The sequence below is a fragment of the Pseudomonas sp. FW305-28 genome (assembly GCF_017351395.1).
Taxonomy (GTDB): domain Bacteria; phylum Pseudomonadota; class Gammaproteobacteria; order Pseudomonadales; family Pseudomonadaceae; genus Aquipseudomonas; species Aquipseudomonas fluorescens_AA.
Map to the genome: position 1 here is coordinate 18209 of NZ_JACNDD010000050.1, position 24387 is coordinate 42595.

At 62.3% G+C, this 24387-nt stretch carries 23 protein-coding genes; 18 read left to right on the forward strand and 5 right to left on the reverse strand.

Features of this window, described 5'->3' with window-relative positions; genetic code table 11:
• Nucleotides 1-153: 153 nt before the first annotated feature.
• The 3 genes from J4E53_RS13710 to J4E53_RS13720 all read left to right on the forward strand — a co-directional run bounded on the left by J4E53_RS13710 (nucleotide 154) and on the right by J4E53_RS13720 (nucleotide 3950).
• Nucleotides 154-1605 (forward strand): sodium:alanine symporter family protein, encoded by a 1452-nt coding sequence (locus J4E53_RS13710; protein ID WP_060739815.1) that lies wholly within the window; start codon nucleotides 154-156, stop codon nucleotides 1603-1605.
• Nucleotides 1606-1740: 135 nt separating this feature from the next.
• A complete protein-coding gene (locus tag J4E53_RS13715; RefSeq protein WP_103308927.1) occupies nucleotides 1741-2745 on the forward strand; it encodes an asparaginase in 1005 nt (334 codons plus the stop codon).
• Between the two features lie 212 nt (nucleotides 2746-2957).
• The gene (locus tag J4E53_RS13720) at nucleotides 2958-3950 is read left to right on the forward strand and encodes an AraC family transcriptional regulator (protein ID WP_103308928.1); all 993 of its coding nucleotides are present in this window, start codon (nucleotides 2958-2960) and stop codon (nucleotides 3948-3950) included.
• A 184-nt stretch (nucleotides 3951-4134) separates the two neighbouring features.
• Here the strand turns inward: J4E53_RS13720 and J4E53_RS13725 are convergent, their stop codons facing one another.
• Nucleotides 4135-4785 (reverse strand): HAD family hydrolase, encoded by a 651-nt coding sequence (locus tag J4E53_RS13725; protein ID WP_060739818.1) that lies wholly within the window; start codon nucleotides 4783-4785, stop codon nucleotides 4135-4137.
• A gap of 80 nt (nucleotides 4786-4865) precedes the next feature.
• Nucleotides 4866-5411 carry a gamma carbonic anhydrase family protein gene (locus J4E53_RS13730; RefSeq protein WP_060739819.1) on the reverse strand — a complete coding sequence of 182 codons (546 nt, stop codon included), beginning with the start codon at nucleotides 5409-5411 and terminating at the stop codon, nucleotides 4866-4868.
• A gap of 72 nt (nucleotides 5412-5483) precedes the next feature.
• On the opposite strand from J4E53_RS13730, the gene prlC reads away from it, so the two are divergent.
• From prlC to J4E53_RS13745, 3 genes are all read left to right on the forward strand, one after another.
• Nucleotides 5484-7562: an oligopeptidase A gene (gene prlC, locus J4E53_RS13735; protein WP_177431711.1), complete on the forward strand. Its 2079-nt coding sequence runs from the start codon at nucleotides 5484-5486 to the stop codon at nucleotides 7560-7562.
• The gene (locus tag J4E53_RS13740) at nucleotides 7559-7837 is read left to right on the forward strand and encodes a YheV family putative zinc ribbon protein (RefSeq protein WP_060739820.1); all 279 of its coding nucleotides are present in this window, start codon (nucleotides 7559-7561) and stop codon (nucleotides 7835-7837) included. Before prlC ends, J4E53_RS13740 begins: the two co-directional genes overlap by 4 nt.
• A 116-nt stretch (nucleotides 7838-7953) precedes the next feature.
• Complete coding sequence (locus J4E53_RS13745) at nucleotides 7954-10005, forward strand: M3 family metallopeptidase (protein WP_103308929.1); 2052 nt, start codon at nucleotides 7954-7956, stop codon at nucleotides 10003-10005.
• On the opposite strand, the gene J4E53_RS13750 is transcribed toward J4E53_RS13745, so the two are convergent.
• Entirely contained in the window at nucleotides 9947-10627 is a 681-nt protein-coding gene (locus tag J4E53_RS13750; RefSeq protein WP_103308935.1) for a tyrosine-protein phosphatase, read from the reverse strand. The two genes, J4E53_RS13745 and J4E53_RS13750, sit on opposite strands and share 59 nt — an antisense overlap.
• A 182-nt stretch (nucleotides 10628-10809) precedes the next feature.
• Here J4E53_RS13750 and J4E53_RS13755 point away from each other — a divergent pair, with 182 nt between their 5' ends.
• The 3 genes from J4E53_RS13755 (at nucleotide 10810) to J4E53_RS13765 (ending at nucleotide 14427) form a co-directional block, all read left to right on the forward strand.
• Nucleotides 10810-11868 carry a PA0069 family radical SAM protein gene (locus J4E53_RS13755; RefSeq protein WP_103308930.1) on the forward strand — a complete coding sequence of 353 codons (1059 nt, stop codon included), beginning with the start codon at nucleotides 10810-10812 and terminating at the stop codon, nucleotides 11866-11868.
• A 205-nt stretch (nucleotides 11869-12073) separates the two neighbouring features.
• A complete protein-coding gene (locus tag J4E53_RS13760) occupies nucleotides 12074-12805 on the forward strand; it encodes a carbonic anhydrase (RefSeq protein ID WP_060739823.1) in 732 nt (243 codons plus the stop codon).
• Nucleotides 12806-12897: 92 nt separating this feature from the next.
• On the forward strand, nucleotides 12898-14427 hold the full coding sequence (locus J4E53_RS13765; RefSeq protein ID WP_060739824.1) for a SulP family inorganic anion transporter: 1530 nt from the start codon (nucleotides 12898-12900) through the stop codon (nucleotides 14425-14427).
• 127 nt (nucleotides 14428-14554) lie between these two features.
• Here the strand turns inward: J4E53_RS13765 and J4E53_RS13770 are convergent, their stop codons facing one another.
• Nucleotides 14555-15205, reverse strand: a complete 651-nt coding sequence (locus tag J4E53_RS13770; RefSeq protein ID WP_060739825.1) for a hypothetical protein — start codon at nucleotides 15203-15205, stop codon at nucleotides 14555-14557.
• 373 nt (nucleotides 15206-15578) lie between these two features.
• Between J4E53_RS13770 and coxB the strand changes: the two genes are divergently transcribed.
• The 4 genes from coxB (at nucleotide 15579) to J4E53_RS13790 (ending at nucleotide 19966) form a co-directional block, all read left to right on the forward strand.
• Nucleotides 15579-16706 (forward strand): cytochrome c oxidase subunit II, encoded by a 1128-nt coding sequence (gene coxB, locus J4E53_RS13775; protein ID WP_060739826.1) that lies wholly within the window; start codon nucleotides 15579-15581, stop codon nucleotides 16704-16706.
• A gap of 82 nt (nucleotides 16707-16788) precedes the next feature.
• Nucleotides 16789-18381, forward strand: coding sequence for a cytochrome c oxidase subunit I (gene ctaD / locus J4E53_RS13780; protein WP_063323567.1), 1593 nt, complete (start codon nucleotides 16789-16791; stop codon nucleotides 18379-18381).
• Between the two features lie 121 nt (nucleotides 18382-18502).
• Nucleotides 18503-19054: a cytochrome c oxidase assembly protein gene (locus J4E53_RS13785; RefSeq protein ID WP_092167719.1), complete on the forward strand. Its 552-nt coding sequence runs from the start codon at nucleotides 18503-18505 to the stop codon at nucleotides 19052-19054.
• Nucleotides 19055-19078: 24 nt separating this feature from the next.
• Complete coding sequence (locus tag J4E53_RS13790) at nucleotides 19079-19966, forward strand: cytochrome c oxidase subunit 3 (RefSeq protein ID WP_103308931.1); 888 nt, start codon at nucleotides 19079-19081, stop codon at nucleotides 19964-19966.
• A gap of 8 nt (nucleotides 19967-19974) precedes the next feature.
• Here the strand turns inward: J4E53_RS13790 and J4E53_RS13795 are convergent, their stop codons facing one another.
• A complete protein-coding gene (locus J4E53_RS13795; protein ID WP_060739830.1) occupies nucleotides 19975-20178 on the reverse strand; it encodes a twin transmembrane helix small protein in 204 nt (67 codons plus the stop codon).
• A gap of 70 nt (nucleotides 20179-20248) precedes the next feature.
• Between J4E53_RS13795 and J4E53_RS13800 the strand changes: the two genes are divergently transcribed.
• Genes J4E53_RS13800 through J4E53_RS13820 form a run of 5 tightly spaced genes read left to right on the forward strand, consistent with a single transcriptional unit; the run spans nucleotide 20249 to nucleotide 24154 of the window.
• On the forward strand, nucleotides 20249-20986 hold the full coding sequence (locus J4E53_RS13800) for an SURF1 family protein (RefSeq protein ID WP_103308932.1): 738 nt from the start codon (nucleotides 20249-20251) through the stop codon (nucleotides 20984-20986).
• On the forward strand, nucleotides 20952-21545 hold the full coding sequence (locus tag J4E53_RS13805) for a hypothetical protein (RefSeq protein ID WP_103308936.1): 594 nt from the start codon (nucleotides 20952-20954) through the stop codon (nucleotides 21543-21545). The genes J4E53_RS13800 and J4E53_RS13805 overlap by 35 nt, the downstream gene beginning before the upstream one ends.
• A 10-nt stretch (nucleotides 21546-21555) precedes the next feature.
• Nucleotides 21556-22635 (forward strand): heme A synthase, encoded by a 1080-nt coding sequence (locus J4E53_RS13810; RefSeq protein ID WP_092258342.1) that lies wholly within the window; start codon nucleotides 21556-21558, stop codon nucleotides 22633-22635.
• On the forward strand, nucleotides 22623-23522 hold the full coding sequence (cyoE, locus tag J4E53_RS13815; protein ID WP_060739833.1) for a heme o synthase: 900 nt from the start codon (nucleotides 22623-22625) through the stop codon (nucleotides 23520-23522). The genes J4E53_RS13810 and cyoE overlap by 13 nt, the downstream gene beginning before the upstream one ends.
• Nucleotides 23519-24154 carry an SCO family protein gene (locus J4E53_RS13820; RefSeq protein WP_092167730.1) on the forward strand — a complete coding sequence of 212 codons (636 nt, stop codon included), beginning with the start codon at nucleotides 23519-23521 and terminating at the stop codon, nucleotides 24152-24154. The genes cyoE and J4E53_RS13820 overlap by 4 nt, the downstream gene beginning before the upstream one ends.
• Nucleotides 24155-24387 lie beyond the last annotated feature (233 nt).

Below are 24387 nucleotides of genomic sequence, written 5' to 3' on the forward strand. Positions count from 1 at the left end.
CCTTAAACATGCGAAAACCGAACTAATAACAAACCCGCGAAAATGGACCGGGACGAAACTTCGCCTCACCTGTCGGGCCGCGCGCCGACCGATGTAACGCGATATTTCCAAATGGCCAGCATTTGCTTAAACAAAAAACAGCGAGGAATACTCATGCTCGAAGTCATCAACGACTTCCTATCAGGGAAAGTGCTGATCGTGCTCATTGTCGGGCTCGGTGGCTACTTCACGATCCGCTCGCGTTTCGTCCAGTTCCGTCACTTCTTCCACATGTTCACGGTGTTCCGTGACAGCCTGAAAAGCAGCACCGACCAGCTCAGTTCCTTCCAGGCCCTGATGCTCAGCCTGGCCGGTCGTGTCGGCGCGGGCAACATCGCCGGTGTCGGCATCGCCGTGACCCTCGGTGGGCCTGGTGCGGTGTTCTGGATGTGGGTAACCGCCCTGGTCGGTATGTCCAGCAGCTTCTTCGAGTGCTCCCTCGGCCAGCTCTACAAGCGCTGCGACTCCGAAGGCCAGTACCGTGGCGGCCCGTCCTATTACATCCAGCACGGCCTGCAGAAACGCTGGTTGGGCATGATCATGGCGTTCCTGCTGCTGGTCACCTTCGGCTTCGCCTTCAACGGCCTGCAAGCCCACGCAGTGACCCACTCCCTGAACAACGCTTTCGGCTTCGACACCACCTACACCGGCCTTGGCCTGGCGGTGCTGCTGGGCCTGGTGTTCATCGGCGGAATCAAGCGCATCGCCAAGGTTGCCGACCTGCTGGTACCGGTCAAGACCCTGGCGTACATCGCCGTGACCCTCTACGTGATCGTGCTGCAGTTCGAACATGTACCGGGCATGCTGGTGACTATCGTCAAGAGCGCCTTCGGTCTGGACCAGGCCTTCGGCGGCCTGATCGGCAGCGCCATCGTCATGGGCGTCAAGCGTGGCGTGTTCGCCAACGAAGCCGGCCTGGGCAGTGCGCCTAACGTCGCCGCCGTCGCGTCGGTCGAGCACCCGGTCGCCCAGGGCGTAGTCCAGGCGTTCAGCGTGTTCCTGGACACCTTCGTGATCTGCACCTGCACCGCGTTGCTGATCCTGCTGTCGGGCTTCTACACCCCAGGCTTCGAAGGCGACGGCATTGCCCTGACCCAGAACTCCCTGGCGGCCGTCGTGGGTGACTGGGGCCGGATATTCATCTCCGTGGCCCTGTCGTTGTTCGTCTTCACCTCGATCCTCTACAACTACTACCTGGGCGAGAACAACCTGCGTTTCATGATCGGTGACAATCGCAAGGCCCTGATGGGCTACCGCGCGCTGGTCCTGGCCCTGATTTTCTGGGGCGCCATCGAAAACCTCGGCACCGTGTTCGCTTTCGCCGACATCACCATGACCCTGCTGGCGTTCGTGAACCTGATCGCGCTGTTCCTGCTGTTCAAGGTCGGCATGCGCATCCTGCGTGACTACGATGACCAGCGTTCGGCCGGCATCAAGGTTCCGGTGTTCGACTCCAGCAAGTTCCCGGACCTGGATCTGGACCGCAAGGCCTGGCCTGCCAACCCATCGGCGCCCGTTGCCCAGCCTGACGCCGCTTCGGCTGGCGTGACCGCAGCGCAACGCTGATCGGTAACAAGCTGCCTGGAAAAAACCGGACGCATCCCCTGCGTCCGGCGTGACACAACCTAAGGTCGGCGTCATGCTCGGCCTTATGTTGTGGCAGCGAAGTAACGCTGCCGTTTTCGTCCTCGGAGAACAACCATGAACCCCTCGACCTACCCTGCCGCCCAGCACGTCATGGTGCTCTACACCGGCGGCACCATCGGCATGCAGGCCAGTGCCCACGGCCTGGCCCCGGCATCCGGTTTCGAAGCGCGGATGCGCGATTACCTGCACAGCCAACCCGAACTCGTCGTGCCGCAATGGCGCTTCCGGGAAATGTCGCCGTTGATCGACAGCGCCAACATGACCCCGGCCTATTGGCAGCAACTGCGCGAAGCGGTGGTCGATGCCGTGGATGTGCAGGGCTGCGACAGCGTACTGATCCTGCACGGCACCGACACCCTGGCCTACAGCGCCGCAGCGATGAGCTTCCAACTGCTGGGCCTGCATGCGCGGGTCTGCTTCACCGGCTCGATGCTGCCCGCCGGCGTGACCGACAGCGACGCCTGGGAAAACCTCAGCGGCGCCCTGGTCGCCCTCGGCCAGGGCCTGGCGCCGGGCGTGCACTTGTACTTCCACGGTGAGCTGCTGGCACCAACCCGTTGCGCGAAGGTGCGCAGCTTCGGTCGTCATCCGTTCAAGCGCCTGGAACGCCAGGGCGGCGGCACCCCGGCGCCGACCCTGCCAACGCAGTTGAACTACAACCAGCCCAAGCAACTGGCAAATATCGCGGCGCTGCCGCTGTTTCCCGGCATCAGTGCGCAGATCCTCGATGGCCTGCTGGGCAGCGGTATCCAGGGCCTGGTGCTGGAATGCTACGGCAGCGGCACCGGGCCGAGCGACAACCCGGCCTTCCTCGCCAGCCTCGAGCGGGCGCGGGACAGCGGCGTGGTGGTCGTGGCGGTGACCCAATGCCACGAAGGTGGCGTCGAGCTGGATGTGTATGAAGCCGGTAGCCGCTTGCGCGGTGTCGGCGTGCTATCCGGCGGCGGCATGACCCGCGAGGCCGCGCTCGGCAAGTTACAGGCGTTGATTGGCGCCGGCCTGCCGGTGGAAGAGGTTCGGCGACTGGTAGAGCTGGATCTGTGTGGCGAGCTTATCTGACACCGGCAATCCCCTATGAGGGCAAACCTGTGGGAGCAAAGCTTGCTCGCGAAGAACGATGACGCGACCTTATTGTGGATTTGTGTCCACTGCGTCGCGAGCAAGCTTTGCTCCCACAGGCTCGCTCCCACATCGAGTGTTGTGTCGAGCTTGCGATTTTCATCCGGCATATAACTTGCTCCGTTTCCAGCTCCCCCAGGCTGGAAACGGACATGCTTCATTCCCACCTCACCACCCTCAACGCCGTCTCGCTGGTACTGAGCACCTTTAAAAGCGAAGGCTTGCCCAGTGATGCCTTGTTGGCCGGCAGCGGCATCAGCGCGGCGGACCTGAGCCGGGCCGATACGCGTATCACCACCAACCAGGAGATGCAGGTCTGCGCCAACGCCGTGGCTCTCAAGCGCGACATCGGCCTGGAATTGGGCCTGCGCATGCACGTTTCGTCCTACGGCATGCTCGGCTATGCCCTGCTCACCAGTGCCACCTTAGGTGACGCTTTGCGCCTGGCACTGCGCTATCCGGCGCTGTTGGGAACACTCTACGAGCTGAATCTGGACGACGATGGCGAGCACATCTGGTTCAGCGCCAGCGATTATCGGGAGAACCCGGCCCTGGCGGTGTTCAATGCCGAGTTCTGCATGGTTTCGCTGAAGGTGATCTGCAATGACCTCCTCGGCCATGCACTGCCGTTGCACGCCGCACGCTTCGAACACCCGGCGCCCGATTACCAGGCGCGCTACACCGCGCTCTTCGACTGCCCGGTGCGCTTCGACAGCATCGATAACGCTTTCGCCTTCGACCGTCACTGGCTCGAGCAACCCTTGCCCCTGGCCGACCCCATCACCCATCACGCCATGGCCGAACGCTGTCGCCGGCAGAACACCGAATTCACCGGACGCCAAGCCTGGCTGGGACGGATCCGCCAGTTGCTCGACGCCCAACTGGACGCCGCCCCCGGCCTGGAAGGCCTGGCCGAACAGATGAATTGCTCGGCGCGCACCTTGCGCCGCCACCTCAAGGACCTGGGCTGCAGCTACCAGGAGCTGCTGGACGAACTGCGCTTCGAGCGGGCCAAGCAGATGCTCTGCGAGGACCAATTGCCGATCTATCGAATCGCCGAACGACTGGGCTTCAGCGAAACCGCCAGCTTCCGCCATGCCTTCGTGCGCTGGAGCGGCGTGGCACCCAGCCAGTTCAGGGCCTGAATCATCGCGTTCGTATACAGCGAGCCCCGTTTGGACCGGGACACGGCTACACCTTGAGGCTGGGGGTGTCTGTGCTGCCGCCATCGCGAGCAAGCTCGCTCCCACAGGGGTTGGGGCTGCTCGCAACATTTGTGAACAATGGCAATCCTCTGTGGGAGCGAGCTTGCTCGCGATGGCGACCCGGTCAGCGCCGCAAAAACGCCTGATGCAACGCTTCCACCGTCTGGAAGTGATACGCCGGGCGCTCGGTGCTGAGTTCTTCGTGGCTGCCAAACCCATACCCGACCGCTGCCGCATCCAGGCCATTGCTGTGGGCACCGATCAGGTCGTGTTTGCGGTCGCCGATCATCAGGGTGCTGGCCGGGTCGAGGCCTTCTTCGGCCAGCAGGTGGGCGATCAGCTCGACCTTGTTGGTACGGGTGCCGTCCAGTTCGCTGCCGTAGATCACCTTGAAATGCCGGGCGAAGTCGAAGTGGCGGGCGATTTCCCGGGCGAAGACCCAGGGTTTGGACGTGGCGATGTACAACTGGCGCCCTTGGCCGCCCAAGGTTTCCAGCAGCGGCATCACGCCGTCGAAGACACGGTTCTCATAAAGGCCGGTGACCTTGAACCGCTCACGATAGAAATTCACCGCCTCCCAGGCCTTCGCTTCGTCGAAGTCATAGAACTGCATGAAGGCCTGCAACAGCGGCGGGCCGATGAAGTGCTCGAGGCGGGTGAGGTCGGGCTCGTCGATGCCCAATTTGCTCAGGGCGAACTGGATCGAACGGGTGATGCCCTCGCGCGGGTCGGTGAGGGTGCCGTCGAGGTCGAAGAGTACGGTTTGGTAATGCATGGCAGTTCCTGGGGAATATCACTGACAAGCGGGAGCAAGCTCCCTCGCCACGATGAATGAGGGGATGGCAGGCGACCCCATCAGGCCTGGTCGTAACCTTCGGCCAGATGCAGGTCCTTGAGCTTCACGTAGTTCGCGGCGCTGTAGGTAAAAAACGCGCGTTCCTTGTCTGTCAGCGGCCGGACCTGTTTCACCGGGCTGCCCACGTACAAAAAGCCGCTTTCCAGGCGCTTGCCTGGCGGTACCAGGCTGCCGGCGCCGATGATCACGTCATCTTCGACCACCGCGCCGTCCATGACGATGCTGCCCATGCCGATCAGGATCCGGCTGCCCACCGAACAACCATGGAGCATGACCTTGTGGGCGATGGTCACGTCGTCACCGATCAGCAACGGGAAGCCATCCGGATTGAAGGGCCCGGCGTGGGTGATGTGCAGCACACAACCATCCTGGACGCTGGTACGCGCACCGATACGGATGCGGTGCATGTCGCCGCGAATGACCGTCAGCGGCCAGACGGAGCTGTCTTCGCCGATTTCGACGTCGCCGATCACCACCGCGGTGCTGTCGACAAAAGCGCCACGGGCTAGCCGCGGGCTGTGGTTCTGGTACGTGCGAAGGGTCACGATAGGCTCTCTCTTATCCGGTGATAGGCGCTGCTAGCTGCGGTGAACGCCGATTGTAATTAAGATGGGCCAATGTTTCTTCCAGCCAAGGTGTCGACCGTGAGCGTGAACAACCCTCTTTTGCAGCCCTATGACCTGCCGCCATTCTCGGCGATCCGTGCCGAGCACGTGCAACCGGCCATCGAGCAGATCCTGGCTGATAACCGTGCGGCCATTGCCGAAATCCTCAAGACCCAAGTCCAGCAGCCTACCTGGGCCGGCCTGGTTTTGGCGATGGACGAGCTCAATGATCGCCTGGGCGCCGCCTGGAGCCCGGTCAGTCATTTGAACGCCGTGCGCAACAGCCCGGAACTGCGCGAAGCCTACGAGGCCTGCCTGCCGGCGCTGAGTGCCTACTCCACCGAACTGGGCCAGAACCGCGAACTGTTCCAGGCCTTCGAAGCCTTGGCGAACAGCCCGGAAGCCGCCGGCTTCGACGTGGCGCAGAAAACCATCCTCGAACATTCCCTGCGCGATTTCCGCCTGTCGGGCATCGACCTGCCGCCCGAGCAGCAGAAGCGCTACGCCGAGGTGCAGAGCAAACTGTCCGAGCTGGGCAGCCGCTTCTCCAATCAACTGCTGGACGCGACCCAGGCCTGGACCAAGCACGTCACTGACGAAACCGCCCTCGCCGGCCTGACCGATTCGGCCAAGGCACAAATGGCCGCGGCCGCCCAGGCCAAGGAGCTGGACGGCTGGCTGATCAACCTGGAATTCCCCAGCTACTACGCGGTGATGACCTACGCCGAAGACCGCGCCCTGCGCGAAGAGGTCTACGCCGCCTACTGCACCCGCGCCTCGGACCAGGGCCCGAACGCCGGCCAGAACGACAACGGCCCGGTGATGGAACAGATCCTCGACCTGCGTCAGGAACTGGCCCAATTGCTCGGTTTCGCCAACTTCGCCGAGTTGAGCCTGGCAACCAAGATGGCCGAATCCAGCGATCAGGTCCTCAGTTTCCTGCGTGACCTGGCCAAGCGCAGCAAGCCGTTCGCCGCCCAGGACCTGGAACAGCTCAAGGCCTATGCCGCCGAACAGGGTTGCCCCGACCTGCAAAGCTGGGACAGCGGTTTCTACGGTGAAAAACTGCGCCAGCAGCGTTACAGCGTGGCCCAGGAAGCCCTGCGCGCCTACTTCCCGATCGACAAGGTGCTGAGCGGTCTGTTCGCCATCGTCCAGCGTCTCTACGGCATCGAGATCGCCGAACTGAAAGGCTTCGACAGCTGGCACCCAGACGTGCGCCTGTTCGAAATCAAGGAGAACGGCCAGCACGTCGGCCGCTTCTTCTTCGACCTCTATGCCCGCGCCAACAAGCGTGGCGGCGCCTGGATGGACGGTGCCCGCGACCGTCGTCGCACCTTCGAAGGCGTCCTGCAAAGCCCCGTCGCGAACCTGGTGTGCAACTTCACCCCGGCCGACAGCGGCAAGCCGGCGCTGCTGACCCACGATGAAGTCACCACCCTGTTCCACGAGTTCGGCCATGGCCTGCACCACCTGCTGACCCGCGTCGAACACGCTGGCGTGTCCGGCATCAACGGCGTGGCCTGGGATGCGGTGGAACTGCCGAGCCAGTTCATGGAGAACTGGTGCTGGGAACCCGAAGGCCTGGCGCTGATTTCCGGCCACTACGAAACCGGCGAACCACTGCCCCAGGACCTGCTGGAAAAAATGCTCGCGGCGAAAAACTTCCAGTCCGGCCTGATGATGGTCCGTCAGCTGGAGTTCTCGCTGTTCGACTTCGAGCTGCACGCCACCCACGGCGATGGCCGCAGCGTGCTGCAAGTGCTCGAAGGCGTGCGCGACGAGGTGTCGGTCATGCGCCCACCGGCCTACAACCGCTTCCCCAACAGCTTCGCCCACATCTTCGCCGGCGGGTACGCGGCGGGCTATTACAGCTACAAGTGGGCGGAAGTGCTGTCAGCCGATGCCTTCTCCAAGTTCGAAGAGGACGGCGTGCTCAACGCCGACACCGGGCGTGCCTTCCGTGAGGCGATCCTGGCCCGTGGCGGCTCCCAGGAACCGATGGTGCTGTTCGTCGACTTCCGTGGCCGTGAGCCGTCGATTGACGCACTCTTGCGCCATAGCGGCCTGAGTGAGGACGCGGCAGCATGAGCGAGGGGCCTGTGATTACCAAGCGACGCTTCATCGCCGGGGCGGTCTGCCCGGCGTGCAGTGAGCCGGACAAGTTGATGATGTGGAACGAAGACGGCGTGCCGCACCGCGAATGCGTGGCCTGCGGTTATGCCGACACGCTCAACGAGCAAGGCCTGTCGGTGCCCAAGGAATTGGGCACCCGTGTGAACACCCCGGCGCCCAAGGTGCCGGACGCCAAGGTCCAGGCGGTGCAGTTTTTCCCCAACCCCAAGTTGAAGAAAAAGACCGACTGACATCTGCGGCATCACCTTCCGGGCCGCCCGGCCCGGAAGCGATACATATTTACCGCCGGACCCGGGCCCTTCCTTTACAGACTGTCCAGCCAGTACAGACTGACAGGAAGGTTCCCATGCTCGACGCTGACAATCCGCTGTTGCAGGCCTATGACCTGCCCCCGTTTGCCCACATCCAGGCCCGGCATTTCTCCCCGGCCCTGGAGCGGATCCTGGTGGAAAGTCGCGCTCAAGTGGCCGACATCATCAAGACCCAGACCCCCTTTCCCACCTGGGATGACCTGGTGCTGGCCATGGACGAAATCCATGGGCGCCTGGAGAGTTTCGGCTACCTGCTGCATCTCCTGACCACGACCAGGCCAGGGGCGGCCTGGGCGCAGGCCTCCCTGGAATGCACTGAGCGGCTGCATGACTTCCAGGTTGAACTCAAACAACACCCCACGCTGTTCACGCTTTACCAGCGCTTGGCAGACAGCCAGATCGCCGAGCATTTCACCCCGGCTCGCAAACGGGTCCTGAAGAAAATCCTCGGCCAGTTTCACCGGAACAGGTCGGCAGGGCACCTGTCGGCCGACCTGAATCTGTTGAAGTTGCGCATCAACGAGCTCCAGGGGTTGTTCCTGGAAAACCTGCACATGGCCAATCAGGCCTGGAGCAAAGCGTTTGACGATGACGCCCCGCTGAGCGGCCTGCCGTCGCGCTTCAAACAACAGATGGCCCAGCGAGCACGCGACGCCGGGCGCACGGGATGGTTGCTGACGCTCAGCGAGGAATCGTTTGGCGTCGTCACTCAATACGCCGACAACCGCGCCCTACGTCAGCAGATGTACGAGGCCTACAGCACACGCGCCTCGGATCAGGGCCCCCAGGCGGGCCATTTCGACAACAGCGACATCCTCAGGCAGTTGTTGGAAGACCGTCATCGGTACGCCACCGTCCTGGGCTATGGGGATTTCGCTCAAATGGCGATCGAGCCCGAGCAAGCCGTGTCGACCGAAGAAGTCCTGGCGTTCCTGCGGGCCCAACTCAAACGACAGCACGGCGCTTTCGAGCGGGACGCGCGCCAGCTCAAGGCCTTTGCCACGCAACAGGGTTTCAACGAACTCCAGCCGTGGGACTACCCCTACCTGGCGAATCAACTTCGCCAGCAGGCAGCGGGCCTTTCCCAGGAAGCGCTGAGCGTCTGGTTCCCCTTGGAATCCACCTTCGCACAGCTATTGTTGATGGCGACGGAGCTGTTCGGAGTGAGCTTCGCCGAGCGACATGACGTGACGACCTGGCACCCGGAGGTGCGTCTTTTCGAAGTCAGCGAATGGGGAGCGGTCATCGGCTACCTCTATTTCGATCCGTTTGCGGATTCAAGCCGAGACGGTTACCCCCATACCACCACCCTGCGCAGCCGCCGCATCACCGCCGAGGGACGCCCGCGACACCCCATTGCGACGCTGCATGGCTGGCTGCCGCGCGGCGTAGGGGCGGACCCGGTCCTGCTCGATCATCTGCAACTGCGGATTCTTTTCCATGAGTTCGGCCATTGCCTGCAGCATGTCCTGACCCGTGCCGAATACCGTGACCTTTCGGGCGTCTCTGGCCTGTCCCGCGACACCGCCGAGTTTGCCGGGGTGTTGTTCGAGCAATGGTGCTTCTCCAGGCAATGCCTGGTGCGGGTCTCCAGGCACTATCAAACCGGGGCGACGATGCCTGACAAGGTCGCCGGCCAACTGCTGGCCTTTGCCACCACCCAGGCCAGTTGGGAAACCGCCGTCCTGTTGCGCAACGCGTTATTCGACATGGAACTGCACCGCACCCACGGCGATGGGCGGACCGTTCAGCAGGTGTTCGATCAAGCCAGTGCGCAGGTGGGGCATTTGCCGGTGTCCGCGAACGAGCGCTGGCCCAATGGCCTGGATTACCTGGTGACCGGCTATGGCGCGCGGATCTACGCCTATGCCTGGTCGAAGGCGCTGGCCGCCAACGTGTTCCAGCGATTCCAGCGTGACGGGCTGTTCAACCCGGCAACAGGCCGGGCACTGCGCGAAACCATTTTTGCCCCGGGCGACTTGCGACCGTTGTCCGAATCCATCGCCGCCTTTACCGGCGCGCCGCCGATCAATGCTGCGGCAGCGCCACCTGGGGGTCGAGGTGCTGCGCCGGCGTCGTTGAATTGACCCAGCTTTCCAAGGAGCAAAGGGCAAAGACGCTGGTGCTGCAATCGCCGTTCGCCAGCGCCGTGCGGAGTTTGTCGATGTCGGCCTGCATCATGTAGCGCACCCCGTCCTTGAAGTGATGACTGTCACCGAAGCCACCTTCGGTCATTTCATTCAGGGCGTCTTCTTTGCTCCAGCCCTGGACCACCACCCGGTACATGGCGGCCACCAGCCCGGTGCGGTCCGAGCCGTGCTTGCAATGCATCAGCACCGGCCCCTTGGCTTCGGCCGCCTGGACGGCGCGCAAGGCCCTGAGTATGTCGCTGTCATCGACGTGATTGGTGCGATAGGGCAACTGCACTTGCTCGATGCCGGGGGTGGACAGCCAGCGCTTGTCCGACTCCGGCAGGAAGGTGATGACCGTGCCGATCCTGAGCTTCGTCAGCAAGGGCACCGCCCCGCCGTCCGGCAGGGAACTGCGGTAGAGCGTCGGTGACATCTGGTAGAGGTTGTAGTCCTTTTCCACCGGCTGCGCCCATTCAGCGGGCCTCGTCTCAGGGGAATCGGCCGCTTGAGCGGGTACCTCGGCCAGCCCGGTGAGCAAGGCCAGGCAGAGCAACGAACGGGAGCAGAACTTGAACATGCACGGACGACCGAAAATGAAGAAATACGAGAGGTTCAGTCTCGTCTCGCTGCGGTTAAAAGCCTGTGAGGAGAACGTCAAAGCCGTGTGAACGCCGATCCGGTATTTGAGCTGCTGAATGGCACTGGTCTTAATCGAACACAGCGAATACTGTATGCACATACAGCTTTCGGAGTATTCCCATGCCAGCCCCCCTTCCACCGCGCGGCCGCGGCACCGCGACCAACCCGCACAACCGCTTCGCCCCGAGTCGCTCGGTGGCCGAAGATGACGGCTGGTATCAGGAAGTCCCGCAGACCCAGGGCACCGAAGTGCGCATCGAAACGGCGAAGACCATCATTACCCGCAACACCTCGTCCGATATCCCGTTCGACCGCTCGATCAATCCGTACCGAGGCTGCGAGCACGGCTGCATCTACTGCTATGCACGACCCAGCCATGCCTATTGGGACCTGTCGCCGGGGCTTGATTTCGAAACGAAGCTGATCGCCAAGACCAATGCCGCCGATGTGCTGGAAGAGCAATTGTCCCGGCGCGGCTATCAATGCGCACCGATCGCACTGGGGTCCAACACCGATCCCTATCAGCCTATCGAGCGCGAACAACGGATAACCCGCCAGATTCTCGAGGTGCTGCTGCGTTATCGGCATCCGGTGACCATTGTCACCAAAGGTTCGCTGATCCTGCGCGACCTGGACCTGCTGACCGAGCTGGCGCAACAACGCCTGGTGCACGTGATGATCAGCCTCACCACCCTGGACGATGAACTCAAGCGCATTCTCGAACCCCGCGCGGCGGCGCCCAAGGCGCGGCTGCGGGCGATCAAGGTCATGCGCGAGGCGGGGATTGCCGTGGGAGTGCTGTGCGCACCGATGATCCCGATGATCAACGACAGCGAGATCGAGAGCCTGCTGGCCGAAGCCCACGCCGCTGGCGCGCAGAATGCCGCCTACGTCATGCTGCGCCTGCCGCTGGAAGTCGCGCCGCTGTTCGAGCAGTGGTTGCAGACGCATTACCCGCAACGCGCCGCCCACGTGCTGAGCCTGGTGCGCCAGAGCCGCGGTGGCGAACTGTATGACAGCCGCTTCGGTGCGCGGATGCGCGGCGAAGGCCCGTTCGCCGACCTGCTGGCCCAGCGATTCGCCAAGGCACTCAAGCGCCTGGGACTGGAGCGCCGCGACGGATACAATCTTGACTGCGATGCCTTCTGTCCGCCGGGCCGACAGATGTCGTTGATTTGATTAAAGTTGACCCTGGAACGGCGACTGGACATGAACTGCGCCAGCGTTTCGCCACCCCTGAAATCGTTGTCCTAGAGCCTTCGATTTCAGTTTGAGTTAAGTTTCGGCAGCTACCTTGTTCAGCGAGTGACTGACAGGTCGGGGATTACGACCTGGACGTATTTTAACCAGCCACTGGCGTCATACCGTCAAAAGAGGATGAATCATGAGTGACAAGGATAAACAGCCGTTGGCTGCGTCGGCTTCAGCCCAACCCGAGGCGGAAACCGCCGATGCAGCGCTGCAGCATATTGTTGACGGCTTTTTGCATTTCCATCACGAGATCTTTCCGCAACAGGAAGAACTCTTCAAGAAACTCGCCACCGCCCAAGCGCCCCGGGCGATGTTCATCACCTGCGCCGATTCGCGCATCGTGCCCGAGTTGATCACCCATAGTTCCCCCGGCGACCTGTTCGTGACCCGTAACGTCGGCAACGTCGTGCCGCCTTACGGGCAGATGAACGGCGGGGTCTCCACCGCCATCGAATACGCCGTGCTGGCCCTCGGTGTGCAACACATCATTGTCTGTGGCCATTCCGACTGCGGCGCCATGCGTGCCGTACTCAACCCCGACACCCTGGAAAAAATGCCCACGGTCAAGGCCTGGCTGCGCCACGCCGAAGTGGCCAAGACCATGGTCCATGACAACTGCCCGTGCGGCGACGAAAAACAGACCATGCCCATCCTCACCGAAGAGAACGTGATCGCGCAGCTGCAGCATTTGCGAACGCATCCCTCGGTAGCGTCGCGCATGGCCAGCGGTCAGTTGTTCATCCATGGCTGGGTGTACAACATCGAGACCAGCGAGATCAAAGCCTTCGATGCGGACCAGGGACGTTTCCTGCCGCTCGATGGCAGCCATCCGATACCGGTGGCGACGCCCAAAGCGCGCTTCTAACCACTCCTAATCATCCTTGCATGGTTCAAGCCTTACCGCTGTTTGCGCGGTAGGGCCTCGCCATGCCTGAAGAAAACTTCGGGAGAGTCGCCATGCGTGCTGCTCAATTAAAAGCTGTACTGCCACGGGAGCTATTGGCTTCGGTGGTTGTGTTTCTGGTGGCCCTGCCTTTGTGCATGGGCATCGCCATCGCCTCTGGCCTGCCACCGGCCAAAGGTTTGATCACCGGCATCATCGGTGGTTTGGTGGTGGGTTTCCTGGCCGGCTCGAAGCTGCAAGTCAGTGGCCCGGCCGCCGGCTTGGCGGTGTTGGTCTTCGAGCTGGTGCGCCAGCATGGCGTGGCGATGCTCGGGCCGATCCTGTTGCTGGCCGGTCTGCTGCAATTGTTGGCCGGGCGTTTTCGCCTGGGCTGCTGGTTCCGGGTCACCGCGCCGGCCGTGGTGTACGGCATGCTCGCAGGTATTGGCGTGCTGATCATACTGTCCCAGGTCCATGTGATGCTCGACGCCGCGCCCAAGCCTTCCGGGCTGGATAACCTGGCGGCGTTCCCGGCGGCAGTGGCCCAGGCCTTGCCGTCCTTCGGCTGGCAGGCGGGCCTGCTCGGTCTGTCGACGATTGCGGTGATGTGGCTGTGGGAAAAGTTTCGCCCCCACAGTCTGCGCTTCGTTCCCGGTGCTTTGCTGGGTGTCGGCCTGGCAACCGTCGCCAGCCTGCTGCTGGCCTTGCAGGTCAAGCGGGTGGAAGTGCCGGAGAACATGGCTGAAGCCATTGATTGGCTGCGCCCGGCGGACCTGCTGAACCTGGCCGACCCCACACTGCTGATCGCCGCGTTCGCGGTGGCTTTCATCGCCAGCGCCGAAACCCTGCTGTCAGCGGCCGCTGTCGATCGCATGCACAGCGGTGAACGGGCGGACTTTGACCGGGAACTGTCGGCACAAGGTATCGGCAACATGCTCTGCGGCCTGCTCGGCGCCTTGCCGATGACCGGGGTGATCGTGCGCAGTTCGGCCAACGTCCAGGCCGGGGCCACCACGCGGATGTCGACGATTTTCCACGGTCTGTGGTTGCTGCTGTTCGTGCTGTTGCTGTCCAGCGTGCTGCAAAGCATTCCGGTGGCGAGCCTGGCGGGTGTGCTGGTCTACACCGGTTTCAAACTGGTAGACCTCAAGGCGTTTCGCAGCCTGGGCCGTTATGGCCGGATGCCGATGTTCGTTTACGCCGCGACGGCGTTGGCGATCATCTTCACCGACCTGCTGACCGGTGTGCTGATCGGCTTCGGCCTGACCCTGGCGAAACTGGCCTGGAAAGCCTCGCGCCTGAAAATCAGCCTGATCGACCTGCCCCAGGAAGGTGAGATGGAACTGCGCCTGGTCGGAGCCGCCACCTTCCTCAAGGTGCCGGCATTGACCCAGGTACTGGGCACCATACCGACCGGCGCCACCGTGCATGTGCCGCTCAACAACCTGAGCTACATCGACCACTCGTGCCTGGAGTTGCTGGAAGAATGGGGCCGGGCGAATGCCAGCAAGGGTTCGAAGCTGCTGATCGAATCCCGCGGGCTCAAGCGTAGGTTGGAGGGGCGGTTGCGCACGACCGTAGGGGTTGGCGCGGCGTCCGCCTGACACCCAAGAAACCCTGTGGGAGCGAGCTTGCTCGCGATGGCGGTGTATCAGCCAACTGTGATGTTGCTGGTCCAATACAATCGCGAGCAAGCTCGCTCCCACAAAGGTTTTAAGTTGTCCTGATGGATCAAGCCGCCGGCTGATCCAGCTCCAGTCCCACGCCCAGACGACGGGACATGCACGGCCAGCGCTTCCAGGCCGCGCCGGTTTCCGGGCTGCTGAGCTTCTCGCGGTAGGTTTCTACCGACTCCAATGCAAACGTCTCGTCGTTGAGCATCTCATCGAACGTGTGATGGACCACTTCATCGAGTTGATTGGCAAATGCCTCACCGATCAACTGGTGAGCGATCAGATTGGCGACCGTCATGTCCAAGGGGATCAATGGCTGGCCGAAATGCTTGATGTACAGGTCGTTGACCTCTTCGACGAACCGATGGGCCAGGTAGGCTTCGTCCAGGAGGCTGTCGAGCCCGACATGCCCGGCCATGATGGTCGGCGGCTGGAGGAAGTACTGTTCGGCAATCTTCAGTACCGGTTTGATCTGCGACTCGATACCCGCCTCCCTGGCGACATCATTGGCGGCATCCAGCAGGTCGGGGACTTCATCAATGTAGGCGGCGACAAAACGCGCCAGGACGTCGTTGGCGTTCGCGTCCGGCAATTGAATGGCTCGGTGCAGGTTCGGCAGTTGGGCCGTCAACTGACGGCTCAACTGACCGGTCTCGGCTTCGTGTTGTTGGGCTTTTTGGATCTGCTCGCGCAATGCGGCGGTGTTCATGACAACTCCAGGAAACAAAGGCAAAGAAATAGGGAAGACATAACTTAGCTGGCCCAAAAACACTCCTAAGACCTATTTTTCATAACCGCCTCATCCTTGCTGCGTCGCAGTTATATCGGTTTGCCATCACTCAGGCTCGCATCCTTCTCCATTCGTGGGCTCTAGCGCAAGCCCCGGCTGTTTCAAACGATTTACGCCATCGCGTTGCGAGGTTGCAGGTGCTGTCTATACTCGGGTTGGAATGGAGTTAGCTGATGAACCCGATACATAGGCAGCAAGGCACGGCGGTCGAGTTCGTAGTCTGATGTAGCCGCTCTCCCTTGCCGCAGGCGTTACGCCTACGGGATAACAAGAACGATAAGGGGAACCCGCAATGACGCGACATCCACACGTATGGATGGGCCTCCTGTTGTGGTCGATTTTCAGCCAGGCACAAGCGGCCTGGACTGTGAATATGGCGCCTGGAGCGACACAGATCAGCAACGCAGTGTTCGACCTGCACATGACCATCTTCTGGATCTGTGTGGTCATCGGCATCATCGTCTTCGGCGCCATGTTCTGGTCGATGATGATGCACCGCCGCTCAACCGGCCAGAATGCCGCGCATTTCCACGAAAACACTCGCGTCGAAATCCTCTGGACCATCGTGCCCTTCGTGATCCTGGTGCTGATGGCGATTCCCGCCACCGCCACCTTGATCAAGATGTACGACTCCAGCGAGTCGGACATCGATATCCAGATCACTGGCTATCAATGGAAGTGGCACTACAAGTACCTGGGCCAGGACGTCGAGTTCTTCAGCAACCTGGCGACCCCCGCCGAACAGATCCATAACCAGAGCGCCAAGGGCGAGCATTACCTGCTGGAGGTCGACAAGCCGCTGGTGCTGCCGGTCGATGCCAAGGTGCGCTTTCTGGTGACCTCCGCCGACGTGATCCACTCCTGGTGGGTGCCGGCCTTCGCGGTCAAGCGCGATGCGATCCCCGGGTTCGTCAACGAAGCCTGGACCCGTGTCGACAAGCCCGGCCTGTACCGCGGTCAATGCGCCGAGCTGTGCGGCAAGGACCACGGTTTCATGCCGATCGTGGTGGAGGTCAAGAGCAAGCCCGACTACGAGAAATGGCTGGGCGAACGCAAGGCCGAAGCCGCGCAGCTCAAAGAGCTGACCAGCAAGGAATGGACGCTCGAAGAACTCAAGGAACGTGGCGACAAGGTCTACCACACCACCTGCGTGGCCTGTCACCAGGCCGAAGGCCAGGGTCTGCCACCGATGTTCCCGGCGCTCAAGGGTTCGAAGATCGCCACCGGGCCCAAGGCTGATCACCTGAGCCTCGTCTTCCACGGCAAGCCCGGCACGTCCATGGCCGCGTTCGGCAAGCAGCTGTCGGAAGTCGATATCGCCGCGGTCGTGACCTATGAACGTAACGCCTGGGGCAACAACAAGGGCGACATGGTTACGCCTAAAGAAGTGCTGGAACTCAAACAGGCGGAAAGCAAATGAGCCGGCCTGACGTGTGTTCCCGTAACCGGTCGGGGCTCATCGCCCCGCGCCGTCCAGCCCACTCGTTCGAAGGAGACAGGACATGAGTGCTGTGATCGATGACCACGGTCATGCCGGTGCCGACCACGCCCACGGCCCCGCCAAGGGCCTGATGCGCTGGGTGCTGACCACCAACCACAAGGATATCGGCACGCTGTACCTGTGGTTCGCTTTCTCAATGTTCCTGCTGGGCGGTTCGTTCGCCATGGTGATCCGCGCCGAGCTGTTCCAGCCCGGCCTGCAGATCGTGCAGCCGGAATTCTTCAACCAGATGACCACCATGCACGGCCTGGTGATGGTCTTCGGCGCGGTGATGCCGGCGTTCGTCGGCCTCGCCAACTGGATGATCCCGCTGATGATCGGCGCGCCGGACATGGCCCTGCCGCGCATGAACAACTTCAGCTTCTGGCTGTTGCCGGCGGCATTCCTGATGCTGGTGTCAACGCTGTTCACCCCGGGGGGCGGGCCGAACTTCGGCTGGACCTTCTACGCACCACTGTCCACCACCTATGCGCCGGAAAGCGTGACGTTCTTCATCTTCGCCATCCACCTGATGGGCATCAGCTCGATCATGGGCGCGATCAACGTGATCGCCACCATCCTCAACCTGCGAGCCCCCGGCATGACCCTGATGAAAATGCCGCTGTTCGTCTGGACCTGGCTGATCACCGCGTTCCTGCTGATCGCGGTGATGCCGGTGCTGGCCGGCTGCGTGACGATGATGCTGATGGACATCCACTTCGGCACCAGCTTCTTCAGTGCCGCCGGTGGCGGTGACCCGGTGCTGTTCCAGCACGTGTTCTGGTTCTTCGGCCACCCCGAGGTGTACATCATGATCCTGCCGGCCTTCGGTGCCGTCAGCTCGATCATCCCGGCGTTCTCGCGCAAGCCGTTGTTCGGCTACACCTCGATGGTCTACGCCACGGCCGCCATCGCGTTCCTGTCGTTCATCGTCTGGGCGCACCACATGTTCGTGGTCGGCATTCCGCTGGTGGGCGAGCTGTTCTTCATGTACGCCACCCTGCTGATCGCCGTGCCCACCGGGGTGAAGGTGTTCAACTGGGCCAGCACCATGTGGCAAGGCTCGCTGACCTTCGAGACGCCGATGCTGTTTGCCGTGGCGTTCGTGATCCTGTTTTCCATCGGCGGTTTCTCCGGGCTGATGCTGGCCATCGCCCCGGCGGACTTCCAGTACCAGGACACCTACTTCGTGGTCGCGCATTTCCACTATGTGCTGGTGCCCGGCGCGATCTTCGGGATCTTCGCCTCGGCCTACTACTGGCTGCCGAAATGGACCGGCCACATGTACGACGAAACCCTCGGCAAGCTGCACTTCTGGCTGTCGTTCATCGGCATGAACCTGGCGTTCTTCCCGATGCACTTCGTCGGCCTGGCGGGCATGCCCCGGCGGATTCCCGACTACAACCTGCAGTTCGCCGACTTCAACATGGTCTCGTCCATCGGCGCGTTCATGTTCGGCACCACGCAGATCTTCTTCCTGTTCATCGTGATCAAGACCATCCGCGGCGGCGAGCCGGCACCGGCCAAACCGTGGGATGGGGCCGAAGGGCTGGAGTGGAGCGTGCCGTCGCCGGCGCCGTATCACACCTTTACCACGCCGCCGGAAGTGAAATAGATGACACCGGGGCCTTATGTGGGAGCGAGCTTGCTCGCGATGGCAGCGACTCGGTGTGTCAGACACACCGCTATCGCGAGCAAGCTCGCTCCCACAGGGTTCTTGGTAGGGACTGGAAATCATGGCTGATTCGATTTCGATGAAGAAACTGGTCACCCGACTGCTGCTGGTGGTGGTGGCCATGTTCATCTTCGGGTTTGCCCTGGTGCCGATCTACGACGTGATGTGCAAGGCGTTCGGCATCAACGGCAAGACCGCCGGGCAGTACGAAGGCGAGCAGACCGTCGATGAGTCGCGCCAGGTTCGCGTGCAGTTCCTGTCGACCAATTCGGTGGACATGCCCTGGGACTTCTACCCCAAGGGCGATCAGTTGGTGGTCCAGCCGGGGGCGGTGAACGAAATGGTCTTTGTCGCCCACAACCCAACCGACCGGCCGATGAGTGCCCAGGCGGTGCCGAGCATCGCACCGAGCACCGCGGCGGCCTATTTCCACAAGACCGAATGTTTTTGTTTTACCCAGCAAGTGCTGCAACCCGGCGAACGCATCGAAATGCCCATGCGCTTCATCGTTGACCGGGACATGCCCAAGGAAGTGAAGCATCTGACGCTGTCCTACACGCTGTTCGATATCACCGCTCGTCATCCACCGGTGGCTTTAAACACTGACCGATAGCGTGCCCGATAAGGAGAACAATAAATGGCAACTCACGAACACTATTACGTTCCGGCCCAGAGCAAATGGCCGATCATCGCCACGGTCGGGATGTTCGTCACGGTGTATGGCCTGGCGACCTGGTTCAACGACCTGAAAGCCGCCCGGCCCGAATCCCACGGCCCGCTGATCTTTTTCGTCGGCGGCCTGCTGGTGGCCTACATGCTGTTCGGCTGGTTCGGCGCGGTGATCAAGGAAAGCCGCGCCGGGCTGTACAGCGCCCAGCTTGACCGCTCGTTCCGCTGGGGCATGAGCTGGTTCATCTTTTCCGAGGTGATGTTCTTCATCGCGTTCTTCGGCGCCCTGTTCTATGTGCGCATGATCTCCGCGCCCGGCCTGGCGGGTGAAGGCACCAAGGGCCTGTCACACATGCTCTGGCCGAGCTTCGAGTTCGCCTGGCCGTTGCTGAACAACCCCGATCCAAAACTCTTCCCGGCGCCCAAGGACGTCATCAGCCCCTGGGGCTTGCCGCTGCTCAACACGGTGCTGCTGGTCAGCTCCAGCGTCACCGTCACCATCGCCCACCATGCCCTGAAAAAAGGCCATCGCGGTGCGCTGAAAATCTGGCTGGCGATCACCGTACTGCTGGGCTGCGCCTTCCTGGGCTTCCAAGCCGAGGAATACATCCACGCTTACAAAGAGCTGGGCCTGACCCTGGGCTCCGGCGTCTATGGCGCGACCTTCTTCATGCTCACCGGTTTCCACGGCGCCCACGTCACCATCGGCACGATCATTTTGTTCGTGATGCTGATGCGCATCATGCGCGGGCACTTCGACAACGAGCACCAGTTCGGCTTCGAGGCGGCGAGCTGGTACTGGCACTTCGTCGATGTGGTGTGGATCGGCCTGTTCATCTTCGTCTACGTGCTCTGACGCAAACGCTACCAGGGCGCGTGGGACACCAACTGGCCGCTGAAGAAACCCCAGGCGATCAGGCCGACGGTGACGGCGGCCAGGCTGACCCGGATCGCCAGGGCGATGACCAGGCGATTGGAACTGCTGTCGTCCTTGACCAGAAAAAACAGGCCGCTGAACAGGCTGGCAATCGTGGCAATCAGCATCAGGACGATGGCTGCTTTTAGCATCAGGAACACTCCGGGGGGACGCGATGCACGTGAGTATAGCTATCCCGTTCGATGGCTTTCGGACGGCACCATGAAAGGTTTCCGGCCAGGCATCGTGCCGTCTTTGGTGGTGGCCGTGCTGGTGCCAGTGATGGTGTGCCTGGGGTTCTGGCAATTGAGCCGGGGCGAACAGAAGCGTGTGCTCATGGACACTTACGCCGAGCGCCGCGTGGCGCCGCCGTTGGACAGCACCGAGCTGGCGCACACCAGCGACCCGGCCTTTCGAGCGGTCACGCTGCAGGGCCAGTTCGACGCCGAGCACAGCATCCTGCTGGATAACCGCCAACACGACGGCAAGGTCGGCGTCGAGTTGCTGCAACCGTTCCTCGACCACCGCACCGGGCTGTGGCTGCTGGTCAATCGCGGCTGGTTGCCCTGGCCGGACCGGCGCACCCCGCCGGTCTTCGACACGCCGGAACAAGCCGTCAACCTCCAGGCCTGGGTTTATGTCGCACCGGGCGCGACGTTCCAGCTCCACCCCGACCCGGCGGGCGCCCCCTGGCCGCGACTGGTCACTGCCATCGAGCCGGACAAGCTCTGGGCCGACCTGGGCCGCAGCGGCTTCGCTTATGAAATGCGCCAACAAAGCGGCCCCGGCGCCTACCGGACCGATTGGCCGGTGGTAGCCATGGGCCCGGAAAAACACCTCGGTTATGCCGTGCAGTGGTTCGCCATGGCGGCGGCCCTGTTCGGCCTTTTTCTTTATCTCGGATGGCACAACGCAGGGAGACACCATGGGAAGCACCATGAATCCAACCAACACGTCTGAGGCGCCCGCGGCACACAACCGTCGCAAGGGCCGCGTGCAATTGCTGCTGATCGTGCTCGGAGTGATCGGCCCGATGATCCTGGCCACCGGCATGTATAAGTTCCAGTTCTGGGTGCCTGACAGCCGCAGCTACCACGGCGAACTGATCGGCACCGGCCAGACCCGTGCCGAGATTGGCGTACAGGCCGATGAACAGCGCTGGCAGATCCTGGTCACGGCACCACAGGAATGCTCAGTGGATTGCCGGCAACTGGTGTACCTGGCCCGGCAAGTCCAGATCGGCTTGGGCCGCGAAGCCTCTCGCGCCAGCCATGCCTTGGCTATCGCGCAACCGCTCGACGCCGAGTACGACGCCCAACTGCAGCGCGAATACCCGCAATTGCAACGTTACCCACTGGACCTGCCGGCCTATCAGAAAGGCGCCCAGGGCTCCGGCGGCGCCCAGCTGTGGATCATCGACCCCCACAGCAACCTGGTGCTGCGCTACGACGCCCGGGTCAAGGGCAAGGACCTGCTCAACGACCTGCGCCACTTGCTGAAACTGTCGAACATCGGATGAGGGCATCGACATGGCCAAACCTGGATTTCGCCTCGCGCTGTTTGCCACGCTGCTGGCATTGATCGTCGTCCTGCTGGGCGCCTACACCCGGCTCACCCACGCCGGTCTCGGCTGCCCCGACTGGCCCGGTTGCTACGGGTTCATCAGCGTGCCCAAAAGCGAAGCCCAACTGGCCCATGCCGAACTGCACTTTCCCGACGCCCCGGTGGAAGCCCACAAGGGCTGGAACGAAATGGTCCATCGCTACTTCGCCGGGACCCTGGGCTTGATGATCGTAGCGTTGGCGGCACGGTCCTGGATGAACCGCCACCGCCCGGGCCAGCCATTGAAGTTGCCGTTGTTCCTGCTGGCGGTGGTCTTCGCGCAAGCGGCATTCGGCATGTGGACCGTGACCCTGAAACTGTGGCCGCAAGTGGTCACTGGGCATTTGCTGGGCGGCTTCGCGACGTTGAGCCTGTTGTTCCTGCTGACCTTGCGATTGTCCGGCGTGCTGCCGGCGCTGACCGTGCCCAAGCGCCTGCAACATTGGGCCACCGCCGGGCTGCTGCTGGTGATCGGCCAGATCGCCCTCGGCGGCTGGGTCAGCTCCAATTACGCCGCCGTGGCCTGCATCGATTTCCCCACCTGCCACGGCCAATGGCTGCCACCGGCCGACTTTGCCAACGGCTTCCACCTGACCCAGCACATCGGCCCCAACTACTTGGGCGGGCAACTGGACAGCGACGCCCGCACCGCCATCCACCTGACCCACCGCATCGGCGCCTTGCTGGTGACCGTGGTGCTGCTGGGGCTGGCCTGGCAATTGAAGACCGTCGGCATGACCCGCCTGGCCGGGCTGGTGCTGACTGCACTGGCGGCGCAGATCACCCTGGGCATCAGCAACGTGCTGTTCCATCTGCCGCTGCCGGTGGCCGTCGCCCACAACGCCGGGGGCGCCGCGTTGCTGCTGACCCTGGTATTGGTCAACTATCACGCCCGTACCAGCCTGGTCCGGGTCAAGCATCAAGTCCCGCTGCGCTGGCGGTTCAACCCGCATAAACACGGCGCCAGCCCCCTAACAATAAAAGGAGAGATGCCATGGCAACCTTGACCGGTGAACGCCACAGCCAAGCGATCTGGCGCGATTACCTGGAGTTGACCAAACCGAAAGTGGTGGTGCTGATGCTGATCACCTCGCTGGTGGGCATGTTCCTCGCCACCCGCGCTGGCGTGCCGTGGACGGTGCTGGTGTTCGGCAACCTCGGCATCGCCCTGTGTGCCGGCGGCGCGGCGGCGGTCAACCATGTGGTGGACCGGCGCATCGACGCAGTCATGGCCCGCACCCACAAACGGCCACTGGCCGAAGGGCGCATCTCCCCCGCCGCCGCGCTGACCTTCGCCCTGGCCCTGGCCGTGATCGGCCAAGCCTTGCTGCTGGCCTTCACCAACCCACTGACGGCCTGGCTGACCCTCGCCTCATTGCTGGGTTACGCGGTGGTCTACACCGGCTTCCTCAAACGCGCAACGCCGCAGAACATCGTCATCGGCGGCCTCGCCGGCGCAGCGCCACCGCTGCTGGGCTGGGTCGCGGCCACCGGGCATGTCAGCGCCGAACCACTGTTGTTGGTGCTGATCATCTTCGCCTGGACCCCACCGCATTTCTGGGCCCTGGCGATCCACCGCAAAGAGGAATACGCCAAGGCCGACATCCCGATGCTGCCGGTCACCCACGGCGAGCACTACACCAAGATCCATATCCTGCTCTACACCCTGGTGCTGCTGGCGGTGAGCCTGATGCCGTTCGTGATCCATATGAGCGGGATGCTCTATCTTGTCTGCGCGCTCGTACTGGGCGCCAGGTTCCTGCAATGGGCCGTGGTGTTGTACCGTGGCAGTCGGCCGCACGCGGCGATCAATACGTTCAAGTACTCTATCTATTACTTGTTCCTGCTGTTCATCGCCCTGCTTGTAGATCATTACTTACTGTTGAGCCTATGACTCGAACCCAGAAAACCGTCTTCATCCTCGTGGCCGTGATCGCGTTGATCCTCGGCCTGACCATCAACAAGGTGCTGTCCGGCAAAGGCCAGGGCGACCCGACCGCGCTGATCGACGCCGGCATCATCCTGCTGCCCCAGAGCCGCAACCTGCCGGACGTGAAGATGACCGACCAGGACGGCCAGCCCGTGGCAATCGATGGCTTGAAGGATAAATGGAGCCTGCTGTTCTTCGGCTACACCTTCTGCCCGGACATCTGCCCCACCACCCTCGCCCAACTGCGCCAGATTAAAAGCGAGTTGCCGAAGGAGGCTGTGGATAAGTTGCAGATCGTACTGGTCAGCGTCGACCCGAACCGCGACACGCCCAAGCAACTGAAGCAGTACCTGGGGTACTTCGATCCGCAGTTCGTGGGGTTGACGGCTTCATCGGTTGAAGACCTGCAGAAACTGGCGAATGCGGTGAGCATTCCGTTTATTCCGGCGGATACCAGTAAGCCTAACTACACGGTTGATCACAGCGGCAACCTCGCCGTCATCGGGCCGGACGGTACTCAGCGTGGGTTTATTCGGGCGCCGTTGAATAATCAGAAGTTGGTGGCGCAGTTGCCGGAGATGCTCAAGCGCAAATAACCCTCCCAGGGGCACACCGTTCAGTCAAGCCATGCCGATTCCTTGTGGTGGGGGAAATTCCTTGTGGCAATGAAATCCATTGTGGCGAGGGCGCTTGCTCCCGCTGGGCTGCGCAGCAGCCCCCCAAAAGGCTGAATGCGATCTACATGGCACAACGCGGCGGCCGGGTTCAGGGCGAGAGGCCTCCTGCCCCAATCTCTCTGTGGGAGCGGGCTTGCTCGCGAAAGCGGCAG

Coding starts and splice junctions, on each gene's coding strand:
- J4E53_RS13715 (WP_103308927.1), top strand. CDS start 1,741: ATGAACCCCTCGACCTACCCTGCCGCCCAGCACGTCATGGTGCTCTAC.
- J4E53_RS13770 (WP_060739825.1), bottom strand. CDS start 15,205: ATGAACACCGCCGCATTGCGCGAGCAGATCCAAAAAGCCCAACAACAC.
- J4E53_RS13820 (WP_092167730.1), top strand. CDS start 23,519: ATGACTCGAACCCAGAAAACCGTCTTCATCCTCGTGGCCGTGATCGCG.
- J4E53_RS13765 (WP_060739824.1), top strand. CDS start 12,898: ATGCGTGCTGCTCAATTAAAAGCTGTACTGCCACGGGAGCTATTGGCT.
- J4E53_RS13750 (WP_103308935.1), bottom strand. CDS start 10,627: ATGTTCAAGTTCTGCTCCCGTTCGTTGCTCTGCCTGGCCTTGCTCACC.
- J4E53_RS13790 (WP_103308931.1), top strand. CDS start 19,079: ATGGCAACTCACGAACACTATTACGTTCCGGCCCAGAGCAAATGGCCG.
- J4E53_RS13760 (WP_060739823.1), top strand. CDS start 12,074: ATGAGTGACAAGGATAAACAGCCGTTGGCTGCGTCGGCTTCAGCCCAA.
- J4E53_RS13800 (WP_103308932.1), top strand. CDS start 20,249: ATGAAAGGTTTCCGGCCAGGCATCGTGCCGTCTTTGGTGGTGGCCGTG.
- prlC (WP_177431711.1), top strand. CDS start 5,484: ATGTTTCTTCCAGCCAAGGTGTCGACCGTGAGCGTGAACAACCCTCTT.
- J4E53_RS13725 (WP_060739818.1), bottom strand. CDS start 4,785: ATGCATTACCAAACCGTACTCTTCGACCTCGACGGCACCCTCACCGAC.
- coxB (WP_060739826.1), top strand. CDS start 15,579: ATGACGCGACATCCACACGTATGGATGGGCCTCCTGTTGTGGTCGATT.
- cyoE (WP_060739833.1), top strand. CDS start 22,623: ATGGCAACCTTGACCGGTGAACGCCACAGCCAAGCGATCTGGCGCGAT.
- J4E53_RS13810 (WP_092258342.1), top strand. CDS start 21,556: ATGGCCAAACCTGGATTTCGCCTCGCGCTGTTTGCCACGCTGCTGGCA.
- J4E53_RS13755 (WP_103308930.1), top strand. CDS start 10,810: ATGCCAGCCCCCCTTCCACCGCGCGGCCGCGGCACCGCGACCAACCCG.
- J4E53_RS13745 (WP_103308929.1), top strand. CDS start 7,954: ATGCTCGACGCTGACAATCCGCTGTTGCAGGCCTATGACCTGCCCCCG.
- J4E53_RS13785 (WP_092167719.1), top strand. CDS start 18,503: ATGGCTGATTCGATTTCGATGAAGAAACTGGTCACCCGACTGCTGCTG.
- J4E53_RS13740 (WP_060739820.1), top strand. CDS start 7,559: ATGAGCGAGGGGCCTGTGATTACCAAGCGACGCTTCATCGCCGGGGCG.
- J4E53_RS13805 (WP_103308936.1), top strand. CDS start 20,952: ATGGGAAGCACCATGAATCCAACCAACACGTCTGAGGCGCCCGCGGCA.
- J4E53_RS13795 (WP_060739830.1), bottom strand. CDS start 20,178: ATGCTAAAAGCAGCCATCGTCCTGATGCTGATTGCCACGATTGCCAGC.
- ctaD (WP_063323567.1), top strand. CDS start 16,789: ATGAGTGCTGTGATCGATGACCACGGTCATGCCGGTGCCGACCACGCC.
- J4E53_RS13720 (WP_103308928.1), top strand. CDS start 2,958: ATGCTTCATTCCCACCTCACCACCCTCAACGCCGTCTCGCTGGTACTG.
- J4E53_RS13710 (WP_060739815.1), top strand. CDS start 154: ATGCTCGAAGTCATCAACGACTTCCTATCAGGGAAAGTGCTGATCGTG.